The organism is Delftia sp. WSY_22 (assembly GCF_043104185.1).
GTDB classification, from domain to species: Bacteria; Pseudomonadota; Gammaproteobacteria; order Burkholderiales; family Burkholderiaceae_C; genus Comamonas; species Comamonas tsuruhatensis.
In genome coordinates, this window is record NZ_JBICKN010000006.1 from 16,885 (window position 1) to 35,088 (window position 18,204).

The 18,204-nt window shown below is 68.4% G+C and carries 16 protein-coding genes; 8 read left to right on the forward strand and 8 right to left on the reverse strand.

The window, feature by feature from the left end; genetic code table 11:
* Window positions 1-107: 107 nt before the first annotated feature.
* Window positions 108-2,540, forward strand: a complete 2,433-nt coding sequence (locus ACF8NF_RS00775) for an acetamidase/formamidase family protein (protein WP_392449907.1) — start codon at window positions 108-110, stop codon at window positions 2,538-2,540.
* Between the two features lie 13 nt (window positions 2,541-2,553).
* On the opposite strand, the gene ACF8NF_RS00780 is transcribed toward ACF8NF_RS00775, so the two are convergent.
* Window positions 2,554-3,375 carry an alpha/beta fold hydrolase gene (locus ACF8NF_RS00780; protein ID WP_016451331.1) on the reverse strand — a complete coding sequence of 274 codons (822 nt, stop codon included), beginning with the start codon at window positions 3,373-3,375 and terminating at the stop codon, window positions 2,554-2,556.
* Between the two features lie 216 nt (window positions 3,376-3,591).
* Here ACF8NF_RS00780 and ACF8NF_RS00785 point away from each other — a divergent pair, with 216 nt between their 5' ends.
* Complete coding sequence (locus tag ACF8NF_RS00785) at window positions 3,592-3,945, forward strand: Mpo1-like protein (RefSeq protein ID WP_392449909.1); 354 nt, start codon at window positions 3,592-3,594, stop codon at window positions 3,943-3,945.
* Here ACF8NF_RS00785 and ACF8NF_RS00790 read toward each other — a convergent pair.
* A complete protein-coding gene (locus tag ACF8NF_RS00790) occupies window positions 3,942-5,294 on the reverse strand; it encodes a YihY family inner membrane protein (RefSeq protein ID WP_209801497.1) in 1,353 nt (450 codons plus the stop codon). The genes ACF8NF_RS00785 and ACF8NF_RS00790 overlap by 4 nt on opposite strands.
* Window positions 5,295-5,395: 101 nt before the next feature.
* Here ACF8NF_RS00790 and ACF8NF_RS00795 point away from each other — a divergent pair, with 101 nt between their 5' ends.
* On the forward strand, window positions 5,396-5,794 hold the full coding sequence (locus ACF8NF_RS00795) for a DUF2069 domain-containing protein (RefSeq protein WP_016451330.1): 399 nt from the start codon (window positions 5,396-5,398) through the stop codon (window positions 5,792-5,794).
* Between the two features lie 44 nt (window positions 5,795-5,838).
* The gene (locus ACF8NF_RS00800) at window positions 5,839-7,269 is read left to right on the forward strand and encodes an FAD-binding oxidoreductase (RefSeq protein WP_017406726.1); all 1,431 of its coding nucleotides are present in this window, start codon (window positions 5,839-5,841) and stop codon (window positions 7,267-7,269) included.
* A 78-nt stretch (window positions 7,270-7,347) separates the two neighbouring features.
* Here ACF8NF_RS00800 and ACF8NF_RS00805 read toward each other — a convergent pair whose 3' ends face one another.
* Entirely contained in the window at window positions 7,348-7,929 is a 582-nt protein-coding gene (locus ACF8NF_RS00805) for a hypothetical protein (protein ID WP_016447509.1), read from the reverse strand.
* 176 nt (window positions 7,930-8,105) lie between these two features.
* Here ACF8NF_RS00805 and ACF8NF_RS00810 point away from each other — a divergent pair, with 176 nt between their 5' ends.
* The 3 genes from ACF8NF_RS00810 to ACF8NF_RS00820 all read left to right on the forward strand — a co-directional run bounded on the left by ACF8NF_RS00810 (window position 8,106) and on the right by ACF8NF_RS00820 (window position 10,630).
* Window positions 8,106-8,930 carry a thymidylate synthase gene (locus ACF8NF_RS00810; protein WP_034400291.1) on the forward strand — a complete coding sequence of 275 codons (825 nt, stop codon included), beginning with the start codon at window positions 8,106-8,108 and terminating at the stop codon, window positions 8,928-8,930.
* A gap of 21 nt (window positions 8,931-8,951) precedes the next feature.
* A complete protein-coding gene (locus tag ACF8NF_RS00815; RefSeq protein WP_016447511.1) occupies window positions 8,952-9,452 on the forward strand; it encodes a dihydrofolate reductase in 501 nt (166 codons plus the stop codon).
* A gap of 95 nt (window positions 9,453-9,547) precedes the next feature.
* A complete protein-coding gene (locus ACF8NF_RS00820; protein ID WP_016447512.1) occupies window positions 9,548-10,630 on the forward strand; it encodes a metallophosphoesterase in 1,083 nt (360 codons plus the stop codon).
* A gap of 195 nt (window positions 10,631-10,825) precedes the next feature.
* Here ACF8NF_RS00820 and ACF8NF_RS00825 read toward each other — a convergent pair whose 3' ends face one another.
* From ACF8NF_RS00825 to hxpB, 4 genes are all read right to left on the reverse strand, one after another.
* The gene (locus ACF8NF_RS00825; RefSeq protein WP_392449911.1) at window positions 10,826-13,441 is read right to left on the reverse strand and encodes a TonB-dependent siderophore receptor; all 2,616 of its coding nucleotides are present in this window, start codon (window positions 13,439-13,441) and stop codon (window positions 10,826-10,828) included.
* A gap of 271 nt (window positions 13,442-13,712) precedes the next feature.
* On the reverse strand, window positions 13,713-14,747 hold the full coding sequence (locus ACF8NF_RS00830) for a FecR family protein (RefSeq protein WP_392449912.1): 1,035 nt from the start codon (window positions 14,745-14,747) through the stop codon (window positions 13,713-13,715).
* Entirely contained in the window at window positions 14,744-15,364 is a 621-nt protein-coding gene (locus tag ACF8NF_RS00835; RefSeq protein ID WP_013801422.1) for an RNA polymerase sigma factor, read from the reverse strand. Before ACF8NF_RS00835 ends, ACF8NF_RS00830 begins: the two co-directional genes overlap by 4 nt.
* Window positions 15,365-15,526: 162 nt before the next feature.
* Window positions 15,527-16,222, reverse strand: a complete 696-nt coding sequence (gene hxpB / locus ACF8NF_RS00840; protein WP_392449913.1) for a hexitol phosphatase HxpB — start codon at window positions 16,220-16,222, stop codon at window positions 15,527-15,529.
* Window positions 16,223-16,338: 116 nt separating this feature from the next.
* On the opposite strand from hxpB, the gene ACF8NF_RS00845 reads away from it, so the two are divergent.
* Window positions 16,339-16,848: a DUF1993 family protein gene (locus tag ACF8NF_RS00845; RefSeq protein WP_016447516.1), complete on the forward strand. Its 510-nt coding sequence runs from the start codon at window positions 16,339-16,341 to the stop codon at window positions 16,846-16,848.
* A gap of 28 nt (window positions 16,849-16,876) precedes the next feature.
* Here the strand turns inward: ACF8NF_RS00845 and ACF8NF_RS00850 are convergent, their stop codons facing one another.
* A complete protein-coding gene (locus tag ACF8NF_RS00850) occupies window positions 16,877-18,166 on the reverse strand; it encodes an MFS transporter (protein WP_392449914.1) in 1,290 nt (429 codons plus the stop codon).
* Window positions 18,167-18,204 lie beyond the last annotated feature (38 nt).

Genomic DNA, 18,204 nt, shown 5'->3' on the forward strand with positions numbered 1-18,204 from the left:
AGCATGTCCAGGCCGGTTGTTCCTGCGCGCACAAAAACTTGTCGCGGCTGCCATCCGGTGCGCCGGGCTTGGACAGGCAGTACGCGGCAGTTCATAGTTCGCCCCTGATGCACGACGATCCAAGACGCTTTTCCACCCACGCATTTCCCGATGCCTTGCGGCAGGCTGCGCTCAATGAGGCGCTGTCCAGGGCAGACATCCATGGCGAAGCGCCCACGCCACCGGCCACCCACCTGGCGCTGCGCAGCTCGCCACTGGGATCGGTATTCATTACGCTGGCCACCTCGCCGCTGACGCTGCGGGCCGTGGCCAAGCGGCTGCGCGGCCCGGGCCTGCTGCTGTGCGCCTTGCTGCAAGGCAGCGCCGATGCGGTGGTCGAGGACGCCGCGTTCCCGCTCAAGGCCGGCTCCGCACTGCTGCTGGAGTCAGACCGGGAATGGCAGCTGCAGTTGCCCGGCGACGGCCGCCTGCTGCTTGCGCGGCTGGAGTCTTCGAGCTTTCTGCTGCGCCTGCTGCGCTCGTGCCCGCCCGAGGCCAGGCACATCGGCGGGACAGGCGGTGTGGGGGCCATGTGCATGGCAATGGCGGCCTCACTGGCAGAGCAGATCGACACACTGGCACAGGACGATCTGCTGTCGGTGGAGGCCACGCTCACCGACATGCTGGTCACCTGCCTGACACCGCGCGCCGGCAATCCCGACCAGGAGCAGGCCGAGGCGACCGAGCCGCCCAGCGCCGTGCAGCTTGGCCATCTGCGCCGCATCTGCCGCGCCATCGAAACCCGGCTGGGCGATGCCGAGCTGTCCATCGATGCCATCGCCGAAGCCGAGGGGCTGTCCACGCGCTATCTGCAAAAGCTGTTCAAGGGAGCGGCCACCAGCTTCAGCACCTACCTGCGCGAACGCCGGCTGGAGCGCTGCCGCATGGATCTGAGCAACCGCTCGCTGCAGCATTTCTCCATCGCCGAGCTGTGCTTTCGCTGGGGCTTTGGCGATGCCGCCAACTTCAGCCGTGCCTTCGCGGCCCGCTATGGGCTGTCTCCCAAGGCCTATCGCGCCAGTCCGGCGCGCGTGCAGGATGCGCCGCCCGGCCAGCGCGGACGCCCCTCGCCCGCCGAGAGCGCTGCGCAGGGTGCAGAACCGGCCGCAGCGCGCCTGGCACACAGCCCGTTCCAGGCCCTGCTGCGCGACCATGCACGCTACGCCCAGGCGCTGGCCCTTGTGCCCAAGCGCTCGGCGCACGCAGACAATGGCGGTGCGTCGCCCCAGCACTACTACCTTCCGGTCTCCGACAAGACCGTGCACTGGGGCTACCTGAGCCGTTCACTCAAGCCCGTGCTTTCGGTGCGCTCGGGTGACGTGGTGACCATGGAAACGCTGACCCAGCATGCCTCGGACGACTGGGAACGCATGATCGAAGGCGATCCGGGCGCCGAAAGCGTGTTTCACTGGACCGCAGCCCAGAAGGCCGTGGACCGGCGCGGCGCGGGCCCGATGGATGCCTCGATCTACGGCCGCGGCGCAGGCGAGGGCTTCGGCGTGCACATCTGCACCGGCCCCGTCTATGTGCATGAGGCCGAACCTGGCGACCTGCTGGAGATACGCATCCTCGACGTGCAGCCACGCCCCAGCTGCAGCCCCGCCCACCACGGCCGTGTCTTCGGCAGCAACGCCGCCGCCTGGTGGGGCTTTCACTACCGCGACCAGATCACGGAGCCCCGCCAGCGCGAAGTGGTCACCATCTACGAAATCGACCACGCACTGCCCGAGGAGCCCACGGCCCGCGCCGTCTACAACTACCGCTGGACGCCGCAGACCGACCCCTTCGGCGTGGTCCATCCGACCATCGACTACCCGGGCGTGCCCGTGGACCCCGCCAGCATCACCCGGCGCTTTGGTGTGCTGGACAAGGCACGCGTGCCGCTGCGTCCGCATTTCGGCATGCTGGCCGTGGCACCGCGAGAGGCCGGCCTGATCGACTCCATACCGCCGAGCTACTTCGGCGGCAACCTGGATAACTGGCGCGCCGGCAAGGGCGCGACGCTCTTCCTGCCCGTATCGGTGCCAGGCGCGCTGTTTTCGGTGGGAGACCCGCATGCATCCCAAGGCGACTCGGAACTGTGCGGCACGGCCATCGAATGCTCGCTGACCGGCAGCTTCGAGCTGCGGGTGCACAAGCGCGCCGCGCTGGACAACCGCTTCCTTGCAGAGCTGGACCACCCTTTCCTGGAGACCGGCTCCGAGTGGGTGATACAGGGCTTCAGCTTCACCGACCACCTGGCCGAACTGGGCAGCCAGGCGCAGTCCCAGGTCTATCGCAAGTCATCGCTGGAAGGCGCCATGCGTGACGCCTTCCACAAGGCAAGGCGCTATCTGATGCTGGCCCACGGGCTGGACGAGGACGAGGCCGTATCACTGATCTCCGTGGCCGTGGACTTCGCCGTGACGCAGGTGGTGGACGGCAACTGGGGCGTGCACGCCGTGATCAAGAAGAAGCTGTTTCCGCCGGAGCTCTCGGCGTCCGCCCAGGCCGGCCCATGAAGCCCACCCGGGATCAGACCCGTGCCAGGAAGCGGGCGATGCGCTGGGCGATGCGCTCGGGCTGTTCGCGGTGGGGGACGTGGCCGCCACCGGCCACGATCTCCACCTCCACAGGGCCGCGCGCCCGGTCGCGGATACGCTCGGGGTGGACCAGGGAGCCGAACTCGTCATGCTCGCCGTGGATGGCCAGCACCGGGCAGCGCACGCGCTCCAGCGCCTCGTCCAGCCGGTAGTCGGCAAACGGCTGCGACAGCCAGGTATCGACCCAGGCAGACAGCACCCAGGCGGCCTTGTCGCCGTGGTATTTCTCCAGGCGCGCCAGCTGGCCGGGCCGGGCGAAATCCTGTTGGGCCGCACGAATGCCCTGCAAGGTGCGATCTTCCACGAAGGCCTGGGCGGACTCCGTGACCACCGCCTTGCACTGCGCGCCGTATCGGGCCGCCACCATGGCGGCCATGCCGCCGCCCACGCTGTGGCCCAGCACGATGAAATCCCCAAGGCCCAGCCCCTGGTGCACTGCCGGAAACACGGTCTCTGCCTCCCGGGCCACAAAGCCCGGCCCCAGCGTGCCCGGATAGGGGTCGGACTGGCCAAAGCCCAGCCGGTCGTAGGCCAGCACATCGCGGCGCGTGGCCTCGGCCAGTTGCTGCGGGAAATCACGCCACAGCGCCACCGAACCCAGCGAGTCGTGCAGCAGCACGATGGGCGCGCGGGCCAGGGACTCTTCGCCGGCCGCCGGCGCCTGCCAGCGCCTGACGTAGATGCTGCCCTGGGGCGTGGAAATGCGGGTTTCGCTCAGGGATGCGGGGATGTCGGTCATGCAGGAGGAAGGCATCGAAAAACTCCATGCCGGTCAGCGCCGGCCCGGCAGACATCATGCGCCCGCATGCCGCCAGAGGGCGACACCGTGGCGACGCGCAGGGCGGAATGCGGCAGCTTTTGTCTCTCTCGGGGCAGCTTTTGCGAACCTGGGCGCGCGGGTTCCTCCGATGGTGAGCGGCAAGGCAGCAGCGTATAAGTTGACCCTACCCCATGCTCGCGAAGGCCTGCCATGTCACACGCTTCCGCTCCCCTGCCCGGCGCCGCACAGGCTGCCGTGGACCCGCGCCAGTTCAAGAGCTTTGCCGAGTTCTATCCGTTCTACCTGCAGGAGCACAGCAACCGCACCTGCCGGCGCCTGCACTTCGTGGGCTCCACGCTGGCGCTGCTGTGCCTGTTCGCGCTGTTCCTGACCGGCAATTTCTGGTTCCTGCTGGGCGGCCTGCTGTTTGGCTACGGCTTTGCCTGGATAGGGCATTTCGGCTTCGAGAAGAACCGGCCCGCCAGCTTCAAGCGCCCGCTCTACAGCTTTCGCGGCGACTGGGTGATGTGGCGCGACACCCTGACGGGCCGCATCCCGCTCTAGACCGGAGCCTGCGGCCTTTGCTCCAGCAGATCGGCCAGCGTCATGCCTGCCAGCCCCGTGCGATCCCACAGCGGCTGCACGGCCGGCGACGGCGCCAGCAGCAGACGCTGCACCAGCGGCTGCAGCGGCGTGCGATGGGGCTCCACCAGCAGCATGTAGCGGGGCTCGGGGCCTTCGCTGGCCGCCACAGTGCCGGGGGCCTGCACCGTGCCCACCCAGTCCAGCACCGACAGCGCCTGCAGCACCGGATCGATCTGCTGCCAGTCCACACGCAGGCGCCGCGCCAGATCGCTGGCGTACAAGCCCTTGGCGGGCGACTCGCGCTCCTGTGCGAGGTACTGCAGGATCTCCACGGCCATCTCGAACTGCCAGCCCTGCTGGCCCGGCATGCGCTGCACGCCCGCCATCACGATGGGCAGGTAGGCCGTGACCACGGCGCCCAGCAGCACGATGACCCAGGCCATGTAGATCCAGATCAGCAGGATGGGCAGCGTGGCGAAGGTGCCGTAGATGACCGAATAGGTAGGCACCGAGGCCAGGTACAGGCCCAGCGCCTTCTTCGCCAGCTCCATGCAGGTGGCCACGAACAGGCCGCCCACCCAGGCATGGCGCCAGCGCACCGCCGTGTTGGGCACGTAGTGGTACAGGCCCGCCATGCCAGCGGCCAGCGCCAGGAACTCGATGGAATCGAAGATGAAGCGCAAGCCTTCGGGCAGCGCATTAACCAGCCCGCGCGAGGCCGACATCACATAGGACGACAGCACCAGGCTCAGGCCCAGCACCAGGGGGCCCAGCGTGATCGCCGCCCAGTAGATCAGCACGCGCTGGCCCAGCGGCCGCAACTGGCGCACGCGCCAGATGTTGTTGAGCGTGCGGTCAATGGTGAGGATCAGCGCCACCGCCGTGATCACCAGAATGGAAAACCCCGCCATGCCCAGCTGGCTGGCCTTGGAGGCGAACTGCGTCAGATAGCCCAGCACCTGGCGCGCGATGGTCTCGGGGATCAGGCTGTCGATCAGCCAGCGCTCCAGCACGATCTGCACGCGGGAGAAGATGGGAAACGCCGTGAACAGCGCCAGCGCCACCGTGAAGAAAGGCACCAGGGCCAGCACCGTGGTGAAGGTCAGGCTGCTGGCGGTCACGCCCAGCCGGTCCTCGCGAAAGCGTTCGCGCAGCGTGTGTGCGGTATTGCGCCATGGAAAGCAGCGCCAGCGTTCGCGCCACGATCTCGGCACCGCAGGCTCGGGCGGCTCGGCCAGGGACAGGCTGCGCTCCCGGGCAGGAACGGGAAGCGCCAGGGAGCCATCCTCCAGGCCATCGACGGGCTCCTTTTCGGGGCCGCCGCTCATCGCCACATCTCCGCCGCAAGGCGCATGTCTGCAGCGGGCGCGGCCATCCAAGCAATCACATGTTCAAAGGTCAAGACCATGGCCGATATGATGCCACCCCGATGACTGATTCCATTTCTCGCCCCGGCGCCGATGTCGCCGCCACCCGCTGGCTGGCGGTCTCCAGCCTCATGGGCCTGATCGTGCTGAGCCTGGCCTGGGAACTGTGGCTGGCGCCCATGCGGCCCGGGGGCTCCTGGCTTGTGCTCAAGGCCCTGCCGCTGGCGATTCCGCTGATCGGCCTGCTCAAGCACCGCATGTATACCTACCGCTGGGTCAGCCTGCTGGTGTGGATCTATTTCACCGAGGGCGTGGTGCGCGCCTGGAGCGACCCCGCGCCCGGGCGCTGGCTGGCGCTGCTCGAAGTTTTCCTGTGCCTGATGCTGTTCACCGCCTGCGCCCTGCATGTGCGCTGGCGCCAGCGCAGCGCGCGCCGCGCGGCCCAGGCGGCCGGCGGCTGAGCCCCCCGTTTTCATGCCTTCACGTCTTTGAAAGAAGTTGCAACATGACTGCACTGCTTGAACGCCTGCGCCAGATCGTCGGCGAAGCCCATGTCCTCACTGAGGGCGACCTTGTGGCCTACGAACAGGATTGGCGCCGCCGCGTGCGCGGCAAGTCCCTGGCCGTGGTACGCCCGGCCAGCACGGCCGAGGTGGCCGCCGTGGTGCGCGAATGCGCGGCCGCAGGCACCAGCATCATCCCGCAGGGCGGAAACACCGGCCTGTCGGTGGGCTCCACGCCGGACGACAGCGGCACGCAGGTCGTGCTCAGCCTCACGCGCATGAATGCCGTGCGCAACATCGACCGCGACAACCTGAGCTTCACCGTCGAGGCCGGCTGCATCCTGCAAAGCCTGCAGGAGCTTGCCGAGAAAGAGGGCCTGCTGTTCCCGCTGTCGCTGGCCGCCGAAGGCAGCTGCACCATTGGTGGCAACCTGGGAACGAATGCGGGCGGCACCCAGGTGGTGCGCTACGGCAACACGCGCGAGCTGTGCCTGGGCCTGGAAGTGGTCACCCCGCAGGGCGAGATCTGGGACGGCCTCAAGGGCCTGCGCAAGGACAACACCGGCTACGACCTGCGCGACCTGTTCATCGGCAGCGAAGGCACGCTGGGCATCATCACCGCCGCCACCATGAAGCTGTTCCCCCAGCCTGCGGCCCAGCTCACGGCCTTCGCCGCCGTGCCCTCCATGGAAGCGGCCGTGCGCCTGCTGGGCATGGCGCACCAGTACCTGGGCGCGGGCCTGACGGGCTTCGAGGTCATGGGCCAGTTCGCTCTGTCGCTGGTGATCAAGCACATGCCCCAGCTGCGCGTGCCCTTTGCCGGGCTGATCGGCGCGCCGCCCTACTACGTGCTGGTCGAGAATTCGGACAGCGAGTCCGAGCAGCATGCGCGCGAGCGTTTCGAGGCGCTGCTGGAGCTGGCCTTCGAGGACGGCTGCGTGCTCGACGCCGTGGTGGCCGAAAGCCTGTCGCAGGCCCATGAGCTGTGGCACATCCGCGAAAGCATTCCGCTGGCCCAGGCCGAGGAAGGCCTGAACATCAAGCACGACATCTCCATCGCCGCATCGCGCATCCCCGCCTTCGTCGAGCACACCGATGCCGTGCTGCAGCGCGAGATCCCTGGCGTGCGCCTGGTCAACTTCGGCCACCTGGGCGACGGCAACCTGCACTACAACGTGCAGGCGCCCGAGGGCGGTGACGCCAAGGCCTTCCTCAACGAGCGAGAGCACCTGGTCAACCACCTCGTCTATGAAGCCGTGGCCGAATTCGGCGGCTCGTTCTCGGCCGAGCACGGCGTGGGTGCGCTCAAGGTGGACAAGCTGCAGAAGTACCAGTCCCCCGTGGCGCTGGGCATGATGCGCGCCATCAAGCAGGCGCTGGACCCGCAGGGACTGATGAACCCGGGCTGCATCCTGCCAAGGCAAGCCTCCTGAGCGCAACGCCGCCCCTTCTGGGGCAGCGCCGGGTTTGCACGCGCCGTCCTGAGCCAGGAGCGGCACGTGCCTGCCTTGTCAGGAAACCGGTTTGGCCTCGATATTGGCCATCGTCTTGTTGACCTGTTCGGGCCAGGCGATGTCGGCGCCGGCCGCATCGGAGAAGTCGGACTGTTTGCCGCCGGTGAGCAGCCACACGCGCAGGGCATTGCGGGCGGGATCGATCACGATGGCGCCCATTTCCTCGCCGCCCTGGTGCGGGCGCAGGCCGACGATGCTCCAGACATCTCCTTCCTTGGTCAGCGGGCCCACGGTACGCATATTGCTCAGCAGGGTCGGGTAGCTGGTGCCCAGCAGCGCCTTGAGCCGGTCGGCCAGCACGCCCTGCTCCAGGTAGTTGGTGCCGTCGTAGGGATACTTGCCCACGTACTCGGCCAGGCTGTCCAGGCCGGGCTCCCCCGCCTTGGCGGTGGAGGGCATGCGCGTGCGCGCGGGAAACGCCAGCACCAATTCCGGGGCTGGTGCAGCCACATCGAGTGCGACGGACTGCGCGGCCTTGGGAGTCGGGACGGAGGGAGAACGCGGATCGCAGGCTGTCAGCGCCAGCATGGCGACACCCAATGCAACGGCGGCCTGCCAGGGGGAGAGCATGGAAGACATGCGCAAGCTCCTTGTCAAAGCGGATGCGAAAAAAGCGGTGACGCCGGTGCGAAAGCCTGGGCAATGCACCGGCACCAGTCTGCGGGCATTTTCTCACCCGGGGCGCCAGACCTTGTTTCAAGGGGCATGGATACCGTCGGACAAGGCGCCGTATTCATCAAGGGATAATCCGGAAGATGAACACGACTCCTGCGCCCCGCCCAGCCCGCTCCCAGTACGAAGATTTCATGCGCCATGTGTACGAGCACGGCGTGTCCAAGACCGACCGTACCGGCACGGGCACGCGCAGCGTGTTCGGCCACCAGATGCGCTTCGACCTGTCCGAAGGCTTTCCGCTGGTCACCACCAAGAAGGTGCACCTCAAGTCCATCATCCTGGAACTGCTGTGGTTCCTGCGCGGCGACAGCAATGTGCGCTGGCTGCAGGAGCGCGGCTGCACCATCTGGGACGAATGGGCCCGCGAGGACGGCGACCTGGGCCCGGTCTATGGCGTGCAATGGCGCAACTGGCCGACGCCGGACGGCGGCCACATCGACCAGATCGCCGAAGTGGTCAAGCAGCTCAAGAGCAACCCGGACAGCCGCCGCATCATCGTCAGCGCCTGGAACGTGGCCGACCTGCCGCAGATGGCGCTCATGCCCTGCCACGCCTTCTTCCAGTTCTACGTGGCCGACGGCAAGCTCAGCTGCCAGCTGTACCAGCGCAGCGCGGACATCTTCCTGGGCGTTCCCTTCAACATCGCCAGCTACGCGCTGCTGACCCACATGCTGGCCCAGCAATGCGACCTGGAGGTGGGCGACTTCGTCTGGACCGGTGGCGACTGCCACATCTACAACAACCACTTCACCCAGGTCGAGACCCAGCTGGCGCGCCAGCCCTTCGCCTACCCGACGCTGCAGATCAAGCGCCGGCCCGACTCCATCTTCGGCTACGAGTACGAGGACTTCGAGGTCGTCGGCTACCAGCACCACGAGCCCATCAAGGCCCCCGTGGCCGTCTGAGGCAGCAGAAAGACCCGCCCGATGGCCATCCATCTCATCTACGCACGCGCCGCCAACGGCGTCATCGGCAAGGACAATGCCATGCCCTGGCACCTGCCCGAGGACCTGGCGCACTTCAAGCAATTGACCCAGGGCTCGGCCGTGGTCATGGGCCGCAAGACCTGGGACTCGCTGCCGGCCCGCTTCAGGCCGCTGCCCGGGCGCACCAACATCGTGGTCACGCGCCAGGCGGACTGGGCGCCCGAGCCGGCCGCCCCCGGCGTGCTGCATGCCACCAGCCTGGAGCAGGCCCTGGCGCTGGGCCGCCAGGCATCCGCCGACGTGTGGGTCATGGGCGGTGCCCAGATCTACGCCCAGGCCCTGCCGCTGGCCGACAGCATCGAGGTGACTGAAATCGAACGCGACTACGAAGGCGACGCCTTCGCGCCCACGCCGGGCCCCGAGTGGCAGGAAGTCTCGCGCAGCCGCCATGTGGCAGCCAACGGCCTGCCCTACAGCTTTGTGCGCCTGCAACGGCGCTGACACGGTCCTGTCGCAAACGGGGCTGGCGGGCACGGCGGGTCTGTGCAAATAATGTCGGTTTTCCAAGCCTGCGCCGTCTTTTGCATCTTTCCGCCATGAGCCTCGTCCAGCCCCTGCCCCCCGGTCCGCTCGACATCGTCGGCGACATCCATGGCGAAGCCGAAGCGCTGGAGCATCTGCTGGGGCACCTGGGCTACGACGCGCTGGGCCGCCACCCCCAGGGCAGGCGCCTGGTCTTCGTGGGCGACTTCTGCGACCGGGGTCCCGACAGCCCGGGCGTGCTGGCCCGCGTGGTGCCCATGCTGGAGTCGGGCCATGCGCTGGCCGTGCTCGGCAACCACGAAATCAACCTGCTGCGCGAGGATGCCAAGGACGGCTCCGGCTGGTTCTTCGACAGCCGCGTGGCCTCCGACACACCCAAGTACGCCCCGTTCGCACGCATGCCGCTGTGCGATATCCCCGACACCCTGGCCTTGCTGGAGCGGCTGCCCATCGCCATGGAGCGCGAGGACCTGCGCGTGGTCCACGCGGCCTGGCGCCCGCAGCAGATCGCCATGGCGCGCGAGCTGCCGCCAGGCAGCGCGCGCAGCGCCTATGACCACTTCGAGGCCGTGGCCGCCCAGCAGGCCCAGGTCAACAAGGTGGCCGAACGCATGCGCGCCGAGCGCCGGCAATGGCCGCACGACCTGGAAGACCGCAACTGGCTGCCGCCCTTCCTGCCCGCGCACAGCGAAAGCGAGCTGGCCAAGGCCATGGTCAATCCGCTGAAGGTGCTGACCTCGGGCGTGGAGCGCGAATGCCGCAACCCCTTCTACGCGGGCGGCAAGTGGCGCTTCGTCGAGCGCGTGGCCTGGTGGAACGAATACGAGGATGCCCAGGCCGTGGTCGTGGGCCACTACTGGCGGCGCCTGAATCGCGGCGGCCCGTCCTTCCATGGTGCCCAGGCCGAGAACCTGTTCGGCCAGACGGGCCCGCTGTCCTGGCACGGCCGGCGCGGCAATGTGTTCTGCGTGGACTACTCGGTCGGCGGCCGCTGGAATGCCCGCCTGGCGGGCGAGGACCCGCAGCAGCGCTTCAAGCTTGCCGCCATGCGCTGGCCCGAGCGCCGCCTGGTGTTCGACGACGGTGCCCAGGCGGACAGCGAGGAGTTCGGCGTTGCGGCGGCCGCTGCCGCATAGCACGCGCCAGATACGCGGCGCTTAGCGTCAGCAGCAGCGAGCGCGGTGCGCCGTAGCAGTTGTTGCCCGACACCGTGTTGAACGAAGGCACGTAGCAGCGCCTGTCCAGCAGGTTGCTGGCGTTGGGCGCCACGCCCAGAGGGTGTCCGCCCCCTCCGAAGAGAGGGGGAAGCGGCGCAGCCGCTCAGGGGTGCCTCAGAACGTTCCGCGCAGCGTCAGCATCACATTGCGAGGCTCGCCATACCAGTTGTTGCCGCCGCTGGTGCCCACCGTGCGGTAGTAGACCTTGTCGAACAGGTTGTTCAGGTTGAGCACGGCCTGCCAGTTGCGGTTGATGCGGTACTGCACGCTGGCATTCCACACGGCATAGCCGCCCTGGCTGAACTTGAAGGGCACGGCCGCGCCGTCGAACTTGCCCGTGTCAGGATTGAAGGCATTGGCCGAGCCGCTCACGAAATGCGCGCTCTGGATATTGGCGCCACCGCCAATCGTCCATTGCGACAGCTCGCCGGGCAGGCGGTAGGTGCTCCACAGCTTGAACAGATGCTTGGGCGTGACGGAGTGGTAGATGCCTTCGATGCCCGGCGTCTTGTTGTGGTTGCGGTTGAAGGTGTAGCCGGCAAACAGCTGCCAGCCACGCGCCAGCTCGCCCGAGATCTCGCCTTCCACGCCCTGGCTGACCACCTTGCCCTTGCTCAGCCAGCAGCAGTTCAGGCCCGCGTCGCCGATGTCGGTGTTGGGGTAGGAGGGATCGGCCACGGCCTCGCCATTGCGCTCTATGCGGTACAGGGCCATGGAGGCCATCAGCCGGCCCTCGTTGAACTCGCCCTTGGCGCCCAGCTCGAAATTGCGGCCCTTGATGGGGTCCAGCGGCGTGCCGGGCAAGGGCCCACCCAGCTTGTCGGCCTGGGACTTGTGGATCTCGGCGACGCTGCCGTAGGCCGTCCAGCGGTCGTCGATGTCGTAGACCAGGCCACCGTAGGGCGTGAAGATGCCGCTCTCGCCATAGGACGACACGATGCGGCTGGTGAGATTGCCGGCCCGGTCGAAGCGCAGCCAGGGCGTCTGCGTGTCGTAGCTGGCGCGGCGCGCGCCGACGATGGCGGTCAGGCGGTCCGTCAGGCTCAGGTTGAGCCGGCCGTACAGGCCCTTCTGCGTGGCGCCATAGCCCGCGAAGCTGCGCGTCTTCCAGACGAAGCTGGGCAGGGGAATGGCGCCCGGGTCGAAGCCGAACACGTTGATGCCCCCCGGCATGTCCACCTCGGACAGAAAGGTGTCCTGCGTGTCACGGATCTTGGCCCAGTCCGCGCCCAGCAGCAGCCGGTGCCTGCGCCCCAGCAGGGAGAACGTTCCGCTGACGTTGGCATCCAGCGCCTTCTTGGTGGAATAGAAGTCGTTGGAGAAGCCGTTGAGCGTGGCTCCCAGGCCCGTCGTCGGATCGACCGCGCCGGTGACGTCGGCCAACCGGCTGTCGCTGTCCACCTTGACATAGTTGGCATGGGCGCGGACGCGCCAGTCGCCCTCCAGCTTCTGTTCCAGCTGGGCAAACAGCTCCTTGTTGGTCCTGTCGTAATGGCCCCAGCCCGCCATGAGTGCCGTATGGCGCGGCAGGTGCAGATCGTCGCCATTGGCCGCGCGCGGCAGGCCACCGCGCCAAGGCAGGCTGGCCGACTTGTCGTAGCTGCCGCCCAGGGTCAGCTTGGTCGCAGGCGTGAGATCGGCTTCCACGATGCCGTAGAGCAAGGTGTTGCGCGCATCGGCGTAGTCATAGAAGAACTCGCGGTCGCTGTGCGCCAGCACGGCGCGGCCGCGCACCCGGCCATCGGCAGCCAGGGGGCCCGCCACATCAAGTTCTGCACGGCGCTGGTTCCAGCTGCCCACCGAGGCCGAGGCCAGCACCTGCGGCTGTGCCGTGGGGCGCTTTCTCACCAGGTTGATGGAGCCGCCGGGCTCGCCATTGCCGCTGTACAGGCCGTCCGCGCCGCGGATCACCTGCACGCTGTCGTACATGGCCATGTTGGGGTCGAAGGTGCCCTGGCTGAAGGCGTCCACCGCCGCTCCGTTGATCTGGACATTGCTGATCTGGAAGCCCCGCGCGTAGAAGCTGTTGGCCGTGCCGCCCAGGCCGCCCGAGCCCGCGTAGTCCACCGTCACGCCCGTGGTCTGCTGCATCACGTCGCCCACGGAGACCAGGCCCTGGTCCTCGATGCGCTGGCGTGTGACCACGGAGATGGACTGCGGCGTCTCGCGCACGCTCTGCCCCTTGCCCAGCGACACGCGCGAGGCCGCATAGGAGCCCGAACCCTCCGTGGTATCGCCAGCGTGTGCCTGGGCCGTGACCAGCACCGTGCCCAGCGCAGCATCGGCTGCCGGCGACGGCTCCCTGGCCGGTGCCTTCAGCGTGTAGGCGCCCGGTACGGCGTCGATCACGGTCACGCCGGTGCCGGCCAGCAGCCGGTCCAGCGCCTGGCGCGGCGTGAAGCGGCCCTGCAAGGCCGGCGAAGTGCGGCCTGCAACGATCTGCGGATCGAACAGCACCTGGTGCTGGGCCTGCTGCGTGAACTGGCGCAGCGCGCCGGCCAGCGGCTGGGGCGCGATGCTGAAGGCCAGCTCCCCTGCCTGGCCCGCCTGCCCCGCCTGCACGGACGATGGCTGCTGCGCCTGCACCGCCGGCTGCGCCAGCGCGACCAGGGCTGCGGCCACCAGCGACGGCATCCTTGCCCGCCGCCATGGCCTGCCCCTGCGCTGAAACTCTCCTCCCCAAATGCCAGCGCCCATGGCGGCGCTGCCGTGTTCTTTTCCTGCTTGCATCCCTGCTCCTGCTGCACTGTGTCCATTGCCCGCTGTCGCGGTGTGCGCGGTGGGTGGCAGGCAGACAGTTGAGCGTCCACCCGCCACGCGCGTGCGCGGCCGTCGCGGTTGTTGGCTGAGCTGTGCACTGGGCAGCGGCCTGGCTGGCAACCATGGAGGCGCGAGAAAACCCGGCCTCCATGAAGGTAAAACCCGCTGCCGCGCCAAAGTGGGAACGTGGACGAACCGAGAAAGCGGGTTGTTTACATTAATTTACAAATAGACAAGGCACTCAATGCGCCGAGATTCGCCAGCCGCCCTGCGCTTCGGCCTGCACACGCACCGGCAACAAGTGCGGCAGCGAGCGCAGAAACACCTCGGGCTTGCCGGTCAGCGCCACGCCGGACACGGACAGCGCGGCCAGCCGCGCATCGCCATCCACCCGTACGGGCTGGCCCAGGTAGCGGGCCAGATCGGCTGCCACCTGGGTCAGCGGCGCCTGCTGGAACACCAGCTGGCCGCTGCGCCAGTCGCCCACGGTGTCCGCGCCCGCGGCCAGCGGCTGCCGTGTGCCGTCGCGGGCATCGACGGACATGCCTGCGCCCGCGCCCAGCAGCAGGCGCCGGTCGTCCGCCGCATGGCGATCGGGGCGCAGCTCCACCTTGCCCTCCAGCACCTTGACCACCAGCGCTGGCGGCCCGGCGCGCACATTGAAGGCCGTGCCCACCACGCGGATCTGGCTGGCGCCGCAGTCCACGGTGAAGGGCCGCGAGCGGTCGGCGGCGACCTGGAAGAAGGCCTCGCCCTGGTCCAGCACCGTCTCGCGGCGGCGCGGGTAGTAGCGCACCTGCAGCCTGGAGGAAAAATTCAGCGTGACCCGCGTGCCATCGGGCAGTTCAGCCTCGCGCACCTCGCCGGGGCCGGTGGCCATCTCGATCACATGGCTTGCGTGGTTGTCCCAGGCATACCAGCCGCCGCCCAGGGCCAGCGTCGTGACCAGAGCCACCGACAGCAACGCCGGCATCAGGCCGCGGCGTGTGCGCTGACGCGCCGGCGCGGGCAAGTGGGCCTGTGTCTGCGCACGCGGCCCGCTCGCCCTGGCTTGCGGCGCAGCAGCCGCGTCGCAGGCCAGCGCCGGCCTGCGCAACTGCTGCAGGTCCAGCACCGTGCGCCCCAGGCTCTCGAAGATGCTGCGGTGCTGCGGGTCGGCGGCCAGCCAGGCGTCGAGTTCGCGCTCGTCGGCGCCGGTCCAGTCGGCTTCGCGGCGGCGGGCGAAGTAGTCGGCAGCGCGGGCGTGCAGTTGCAGGCGTTGCGGGGTCAGCGTCATTCCCGGCCCTCCCCGTCCGTCGCGGCCTGCGCCAGCAGGCCCTGCATCAGGCGCATGTCTTCGGCGCTGCCGTACTGCACGCGCAGCTCGCAATAGGCCATGGCCAGCGTCACATGGTTGTGCACCATGCGGCGCGAAATGCCCATGCGCTGCGCCACCTCGGTCTGCGTGAGCCCGTCGATGCTGTGCAGCACGAAGGCCTCGCGGCGGCGCTCGGGCAGCTCGGCCATGGCCTGCTCCAGCCGGCCCAGGCGCTCGCGGTGGTGCGCCGCCTGCAGGGGGTCCGAGCCTTCGCCGGCCGGCAATTGCTGCGCCAGTTCCATGTGTTCATCCAGCGAGACCGATTCGCGCCCCGGCGCGCCCGCCGAGCGGCGCCAGGCATCGTGCGATACATGGCGGGCGATCACGCGCAGATAGGGCTCCTGCTCCTCGGGCGGCAGGGCCTTGCCCGAGGCCGCATAGCGCACGAAGACCTCCTGCACCGCATCCTCGGCATCCTCGCGGTTGCGCATCTGCCGGCCCAGCAGGCGGCGCAGAGGCTGGTGCCAGCGTGCATACACGCGGGCCAGCAGGGAGGGGGCGGCATCATCGTCCGCGCCAGGCACGCGCGCGCTCACGGGCAGGCTCCCGGCACAGCGGTCAGGACGCAGGCAGGCACGCCAGCATGGGAAACGGACAGGACGAAGAAGAACGGCACGGGCGGCGATTGTACTGAGAATGGTTCTCATCAACACCCTTGCGGCCGGCACGCGCCATGCGATGCGGGTGCTGCGGATGCCTTACCGGCCCGCTGCCCCATGCAGCGCCACCAGCGTGGGCACCACCCAGTTCGGCGCAGGCTGCGCCCCGTCGAAGCACTGGTCCTCGGACGGCACGGCGATGACGGTCATGCCGGCCTGCCGCGCCGCATGTGTTCCCGAGACCGAGTCCTCGAACACCAGGCAGCGCCCGGCCGGCACGCCCAGGCGTTGCGCCGCGAAGTGGTAGATGTCGGGCTCGGGCTTGCCGCGCACCACCTGCTCGGCCGAGACGATGGCGTCGAACGCCGGCCGCAGGCCCAGCGCATCCAGGGTGTGGTGGCACAAAGACAAAGGAGAGTTCGAAGCCAGCGCCACGCGCCAGCCCAGGGCGCGGCAGGCGCCCAGTGTTTCGCGCACGCCGGGCAGGGCCTGTCCATGCGCGCTGACCAGGGCCGCCACGCGCGCGACCACGCGGCTCTCCAGCTCGCGCTGGCTGGGCCCCTGCCAGGGCCGGTGGGCATACCAGTGCGCGGCAACCTGCGCCGTGGTCATGGGCGCCGTCACGCGGGACATCTCGGCCGTGATGTCGATGCCGACCTCGGCAAAGGACTCGCGCTCGGCACGCTTCCAGAAGGGCTCGGAGTCTATGAGCAGGCCGTCCATGTCGAAGATGGCGGCGCCGAATCCGGCCTGGCCAAGGCATGCGAACGAGGGAGCGGCTTCAGGGATTTGCATGGCGCGCATGCTAGCGCAGGCGGCAAGTGAAAGCAGTTGCTGTTAGCCTGTGCCGGCTGGCGATGGATGCAGATGCATGCGATTGCCAGCCCTTCACAATCCTTAGCGAGCCCGCAATGACCAGCCCCCTGTACACCGCCTCCATTCCCGTCCTGCAGCAGATGCTGAAGGCCCTGTCCGACGTGCTCAAAAAGGCCGAGGAACACGCCGCGCAGAAGAACATCGATCCCGACGCCCTGCTGCAGGCCCGCCTGTTCCCCGACATGTTCCCGCTGGTGCGCCAGGTGCAGATTGCTGCGGACTTCGCCAAGGGCATCGCCTCGCGCCTGGCCGGCGCCGAGGTGCCTTCGTGGCCCGACACGCAGACCAGCTTTGCCGACCTGCAGGCGCTGATCACCAAGGCGCTGGACCATGTGGGCTCGTTCGCGCCCGAGCAGTTCGCGCAAAGCGAGTCCCGCGAGATCGTGCTGCGCCCCGGCACGCCCAAGGAAAAGAAGCTGACCGCCAGCGCCTACCTGCTGCACTACGGCCTGCCGCAGTTCTTCTTCCATGTGACCACCGCCTATGCCCTGCTGCGCCACAACGGTGTCGAGGTCGGCAAGCGCGACTACATGGGCAGCTACTGAGCGTGCCGTGGCCGGTCTGGCCAGCGCTTCACTGCGCGGCCAGATCCCGGCCCCGCGTCTCCGGCAGGCACATGGCGAACAACACCACCATCAGGTAGCCGGCCGTGGCGCAGATGCCGATGGCCGTGCCCAGCGACAGGCCCAGCCGGTCGCTGAACACGCCCACCAGCGCAGGAAAGGTGGCCCCGATGCCGCGGCCGAAGTTGTAGCAAAAGCCCTGGCCAGAGCCTCGCAGTTCGTTGGGGAACAGCTCGGCCAGGAAGGCTCCGGCGCCGCTGAAGATGCCCGACATGAAAAAGCCCAGCGGAAAGCCCAGCACCAGCATCCAGGCATCGGTGATGGGCAGCAGCGTATAGGCATAGGCCAGGCTGCCGGCGCCGATGGCGAACAGCGTGAAGGCCAGGCGCCGGCCCAGCCGGTCGGAGGCGTAGGCACCGCACAGGTAGCCTGCAAAGGCGCCGAAGATGAACATGAACTGGTAGCCGCCCGAGCCCAGCACCGTCAGGTGGCGCTCGTTCTTCAGGAAGGTGGGCAACCACACGGCAATGGCGTAGTAGCCGCCCTGCATGCCCGTGAACATCAGGCTGGCCAGCACCGTGGTCTTGAGCATGCCGCCCTTGAAGATGTCCAGGAAGTGCCCGCTGCGCTCGCCCCGGCCCACGGCGGCGCGGGTCTTCAGGTAGACCTCGGGGTCCTTGACGGTGCGGCGTATGTACAGGATCAGCAGGGCCGGCAGCAGGCCCAGCAGGAACATGGCCCGCCATGACATCTCGGGCGGCAGAAACGAGAACAGCGCCATGGACACCAGCACGGCCGCACCCCAGCCTATGGACCAGCTGCTTTGCACCAGGCCCACCGCCTTGCCCCTGACGGCCGGCCGTATGGTCTCGGCGATCAGCACCGAGCCCACGGCCCACTCGCCGCCAAAGCCCAGGCCCTGCAGCGTGCGGGCCAGCAGCAGTTGGCCCGGTGTCTGCGCCAGGCCGCAGGCGAAGGTGAAAAGAGCGAATACGAGGATGGTCCACTGCAGCACGCGCACGCGCCCGTAGCGGTCCGCCAGGATGCCGGCCATCCAGCCGCCGATGGCCGAGGCCACCAGCGTCGAGGTGCCGATCAGGCCGACCTCGGTCTTGCTCATGCCCCACAGCGACAGCAGGATCGGGGTGACCAGGGGCAGCGTGTAGTAGTCGAAGGCGTCCACGGCATAGCCGCCGAACGAGGCCGTCAGCGCCCGCTTTTCCTTGGGCTCGAGCTGGCCCAGCCAGTGGCCCCGGGGCTGCTCTGCGGCCAGGGTCCTTGCGTTGTCAAGGCTTGTCATTTGTTGTCTCCTTGCACTTCGGCTGCGCGAAGCGTCTT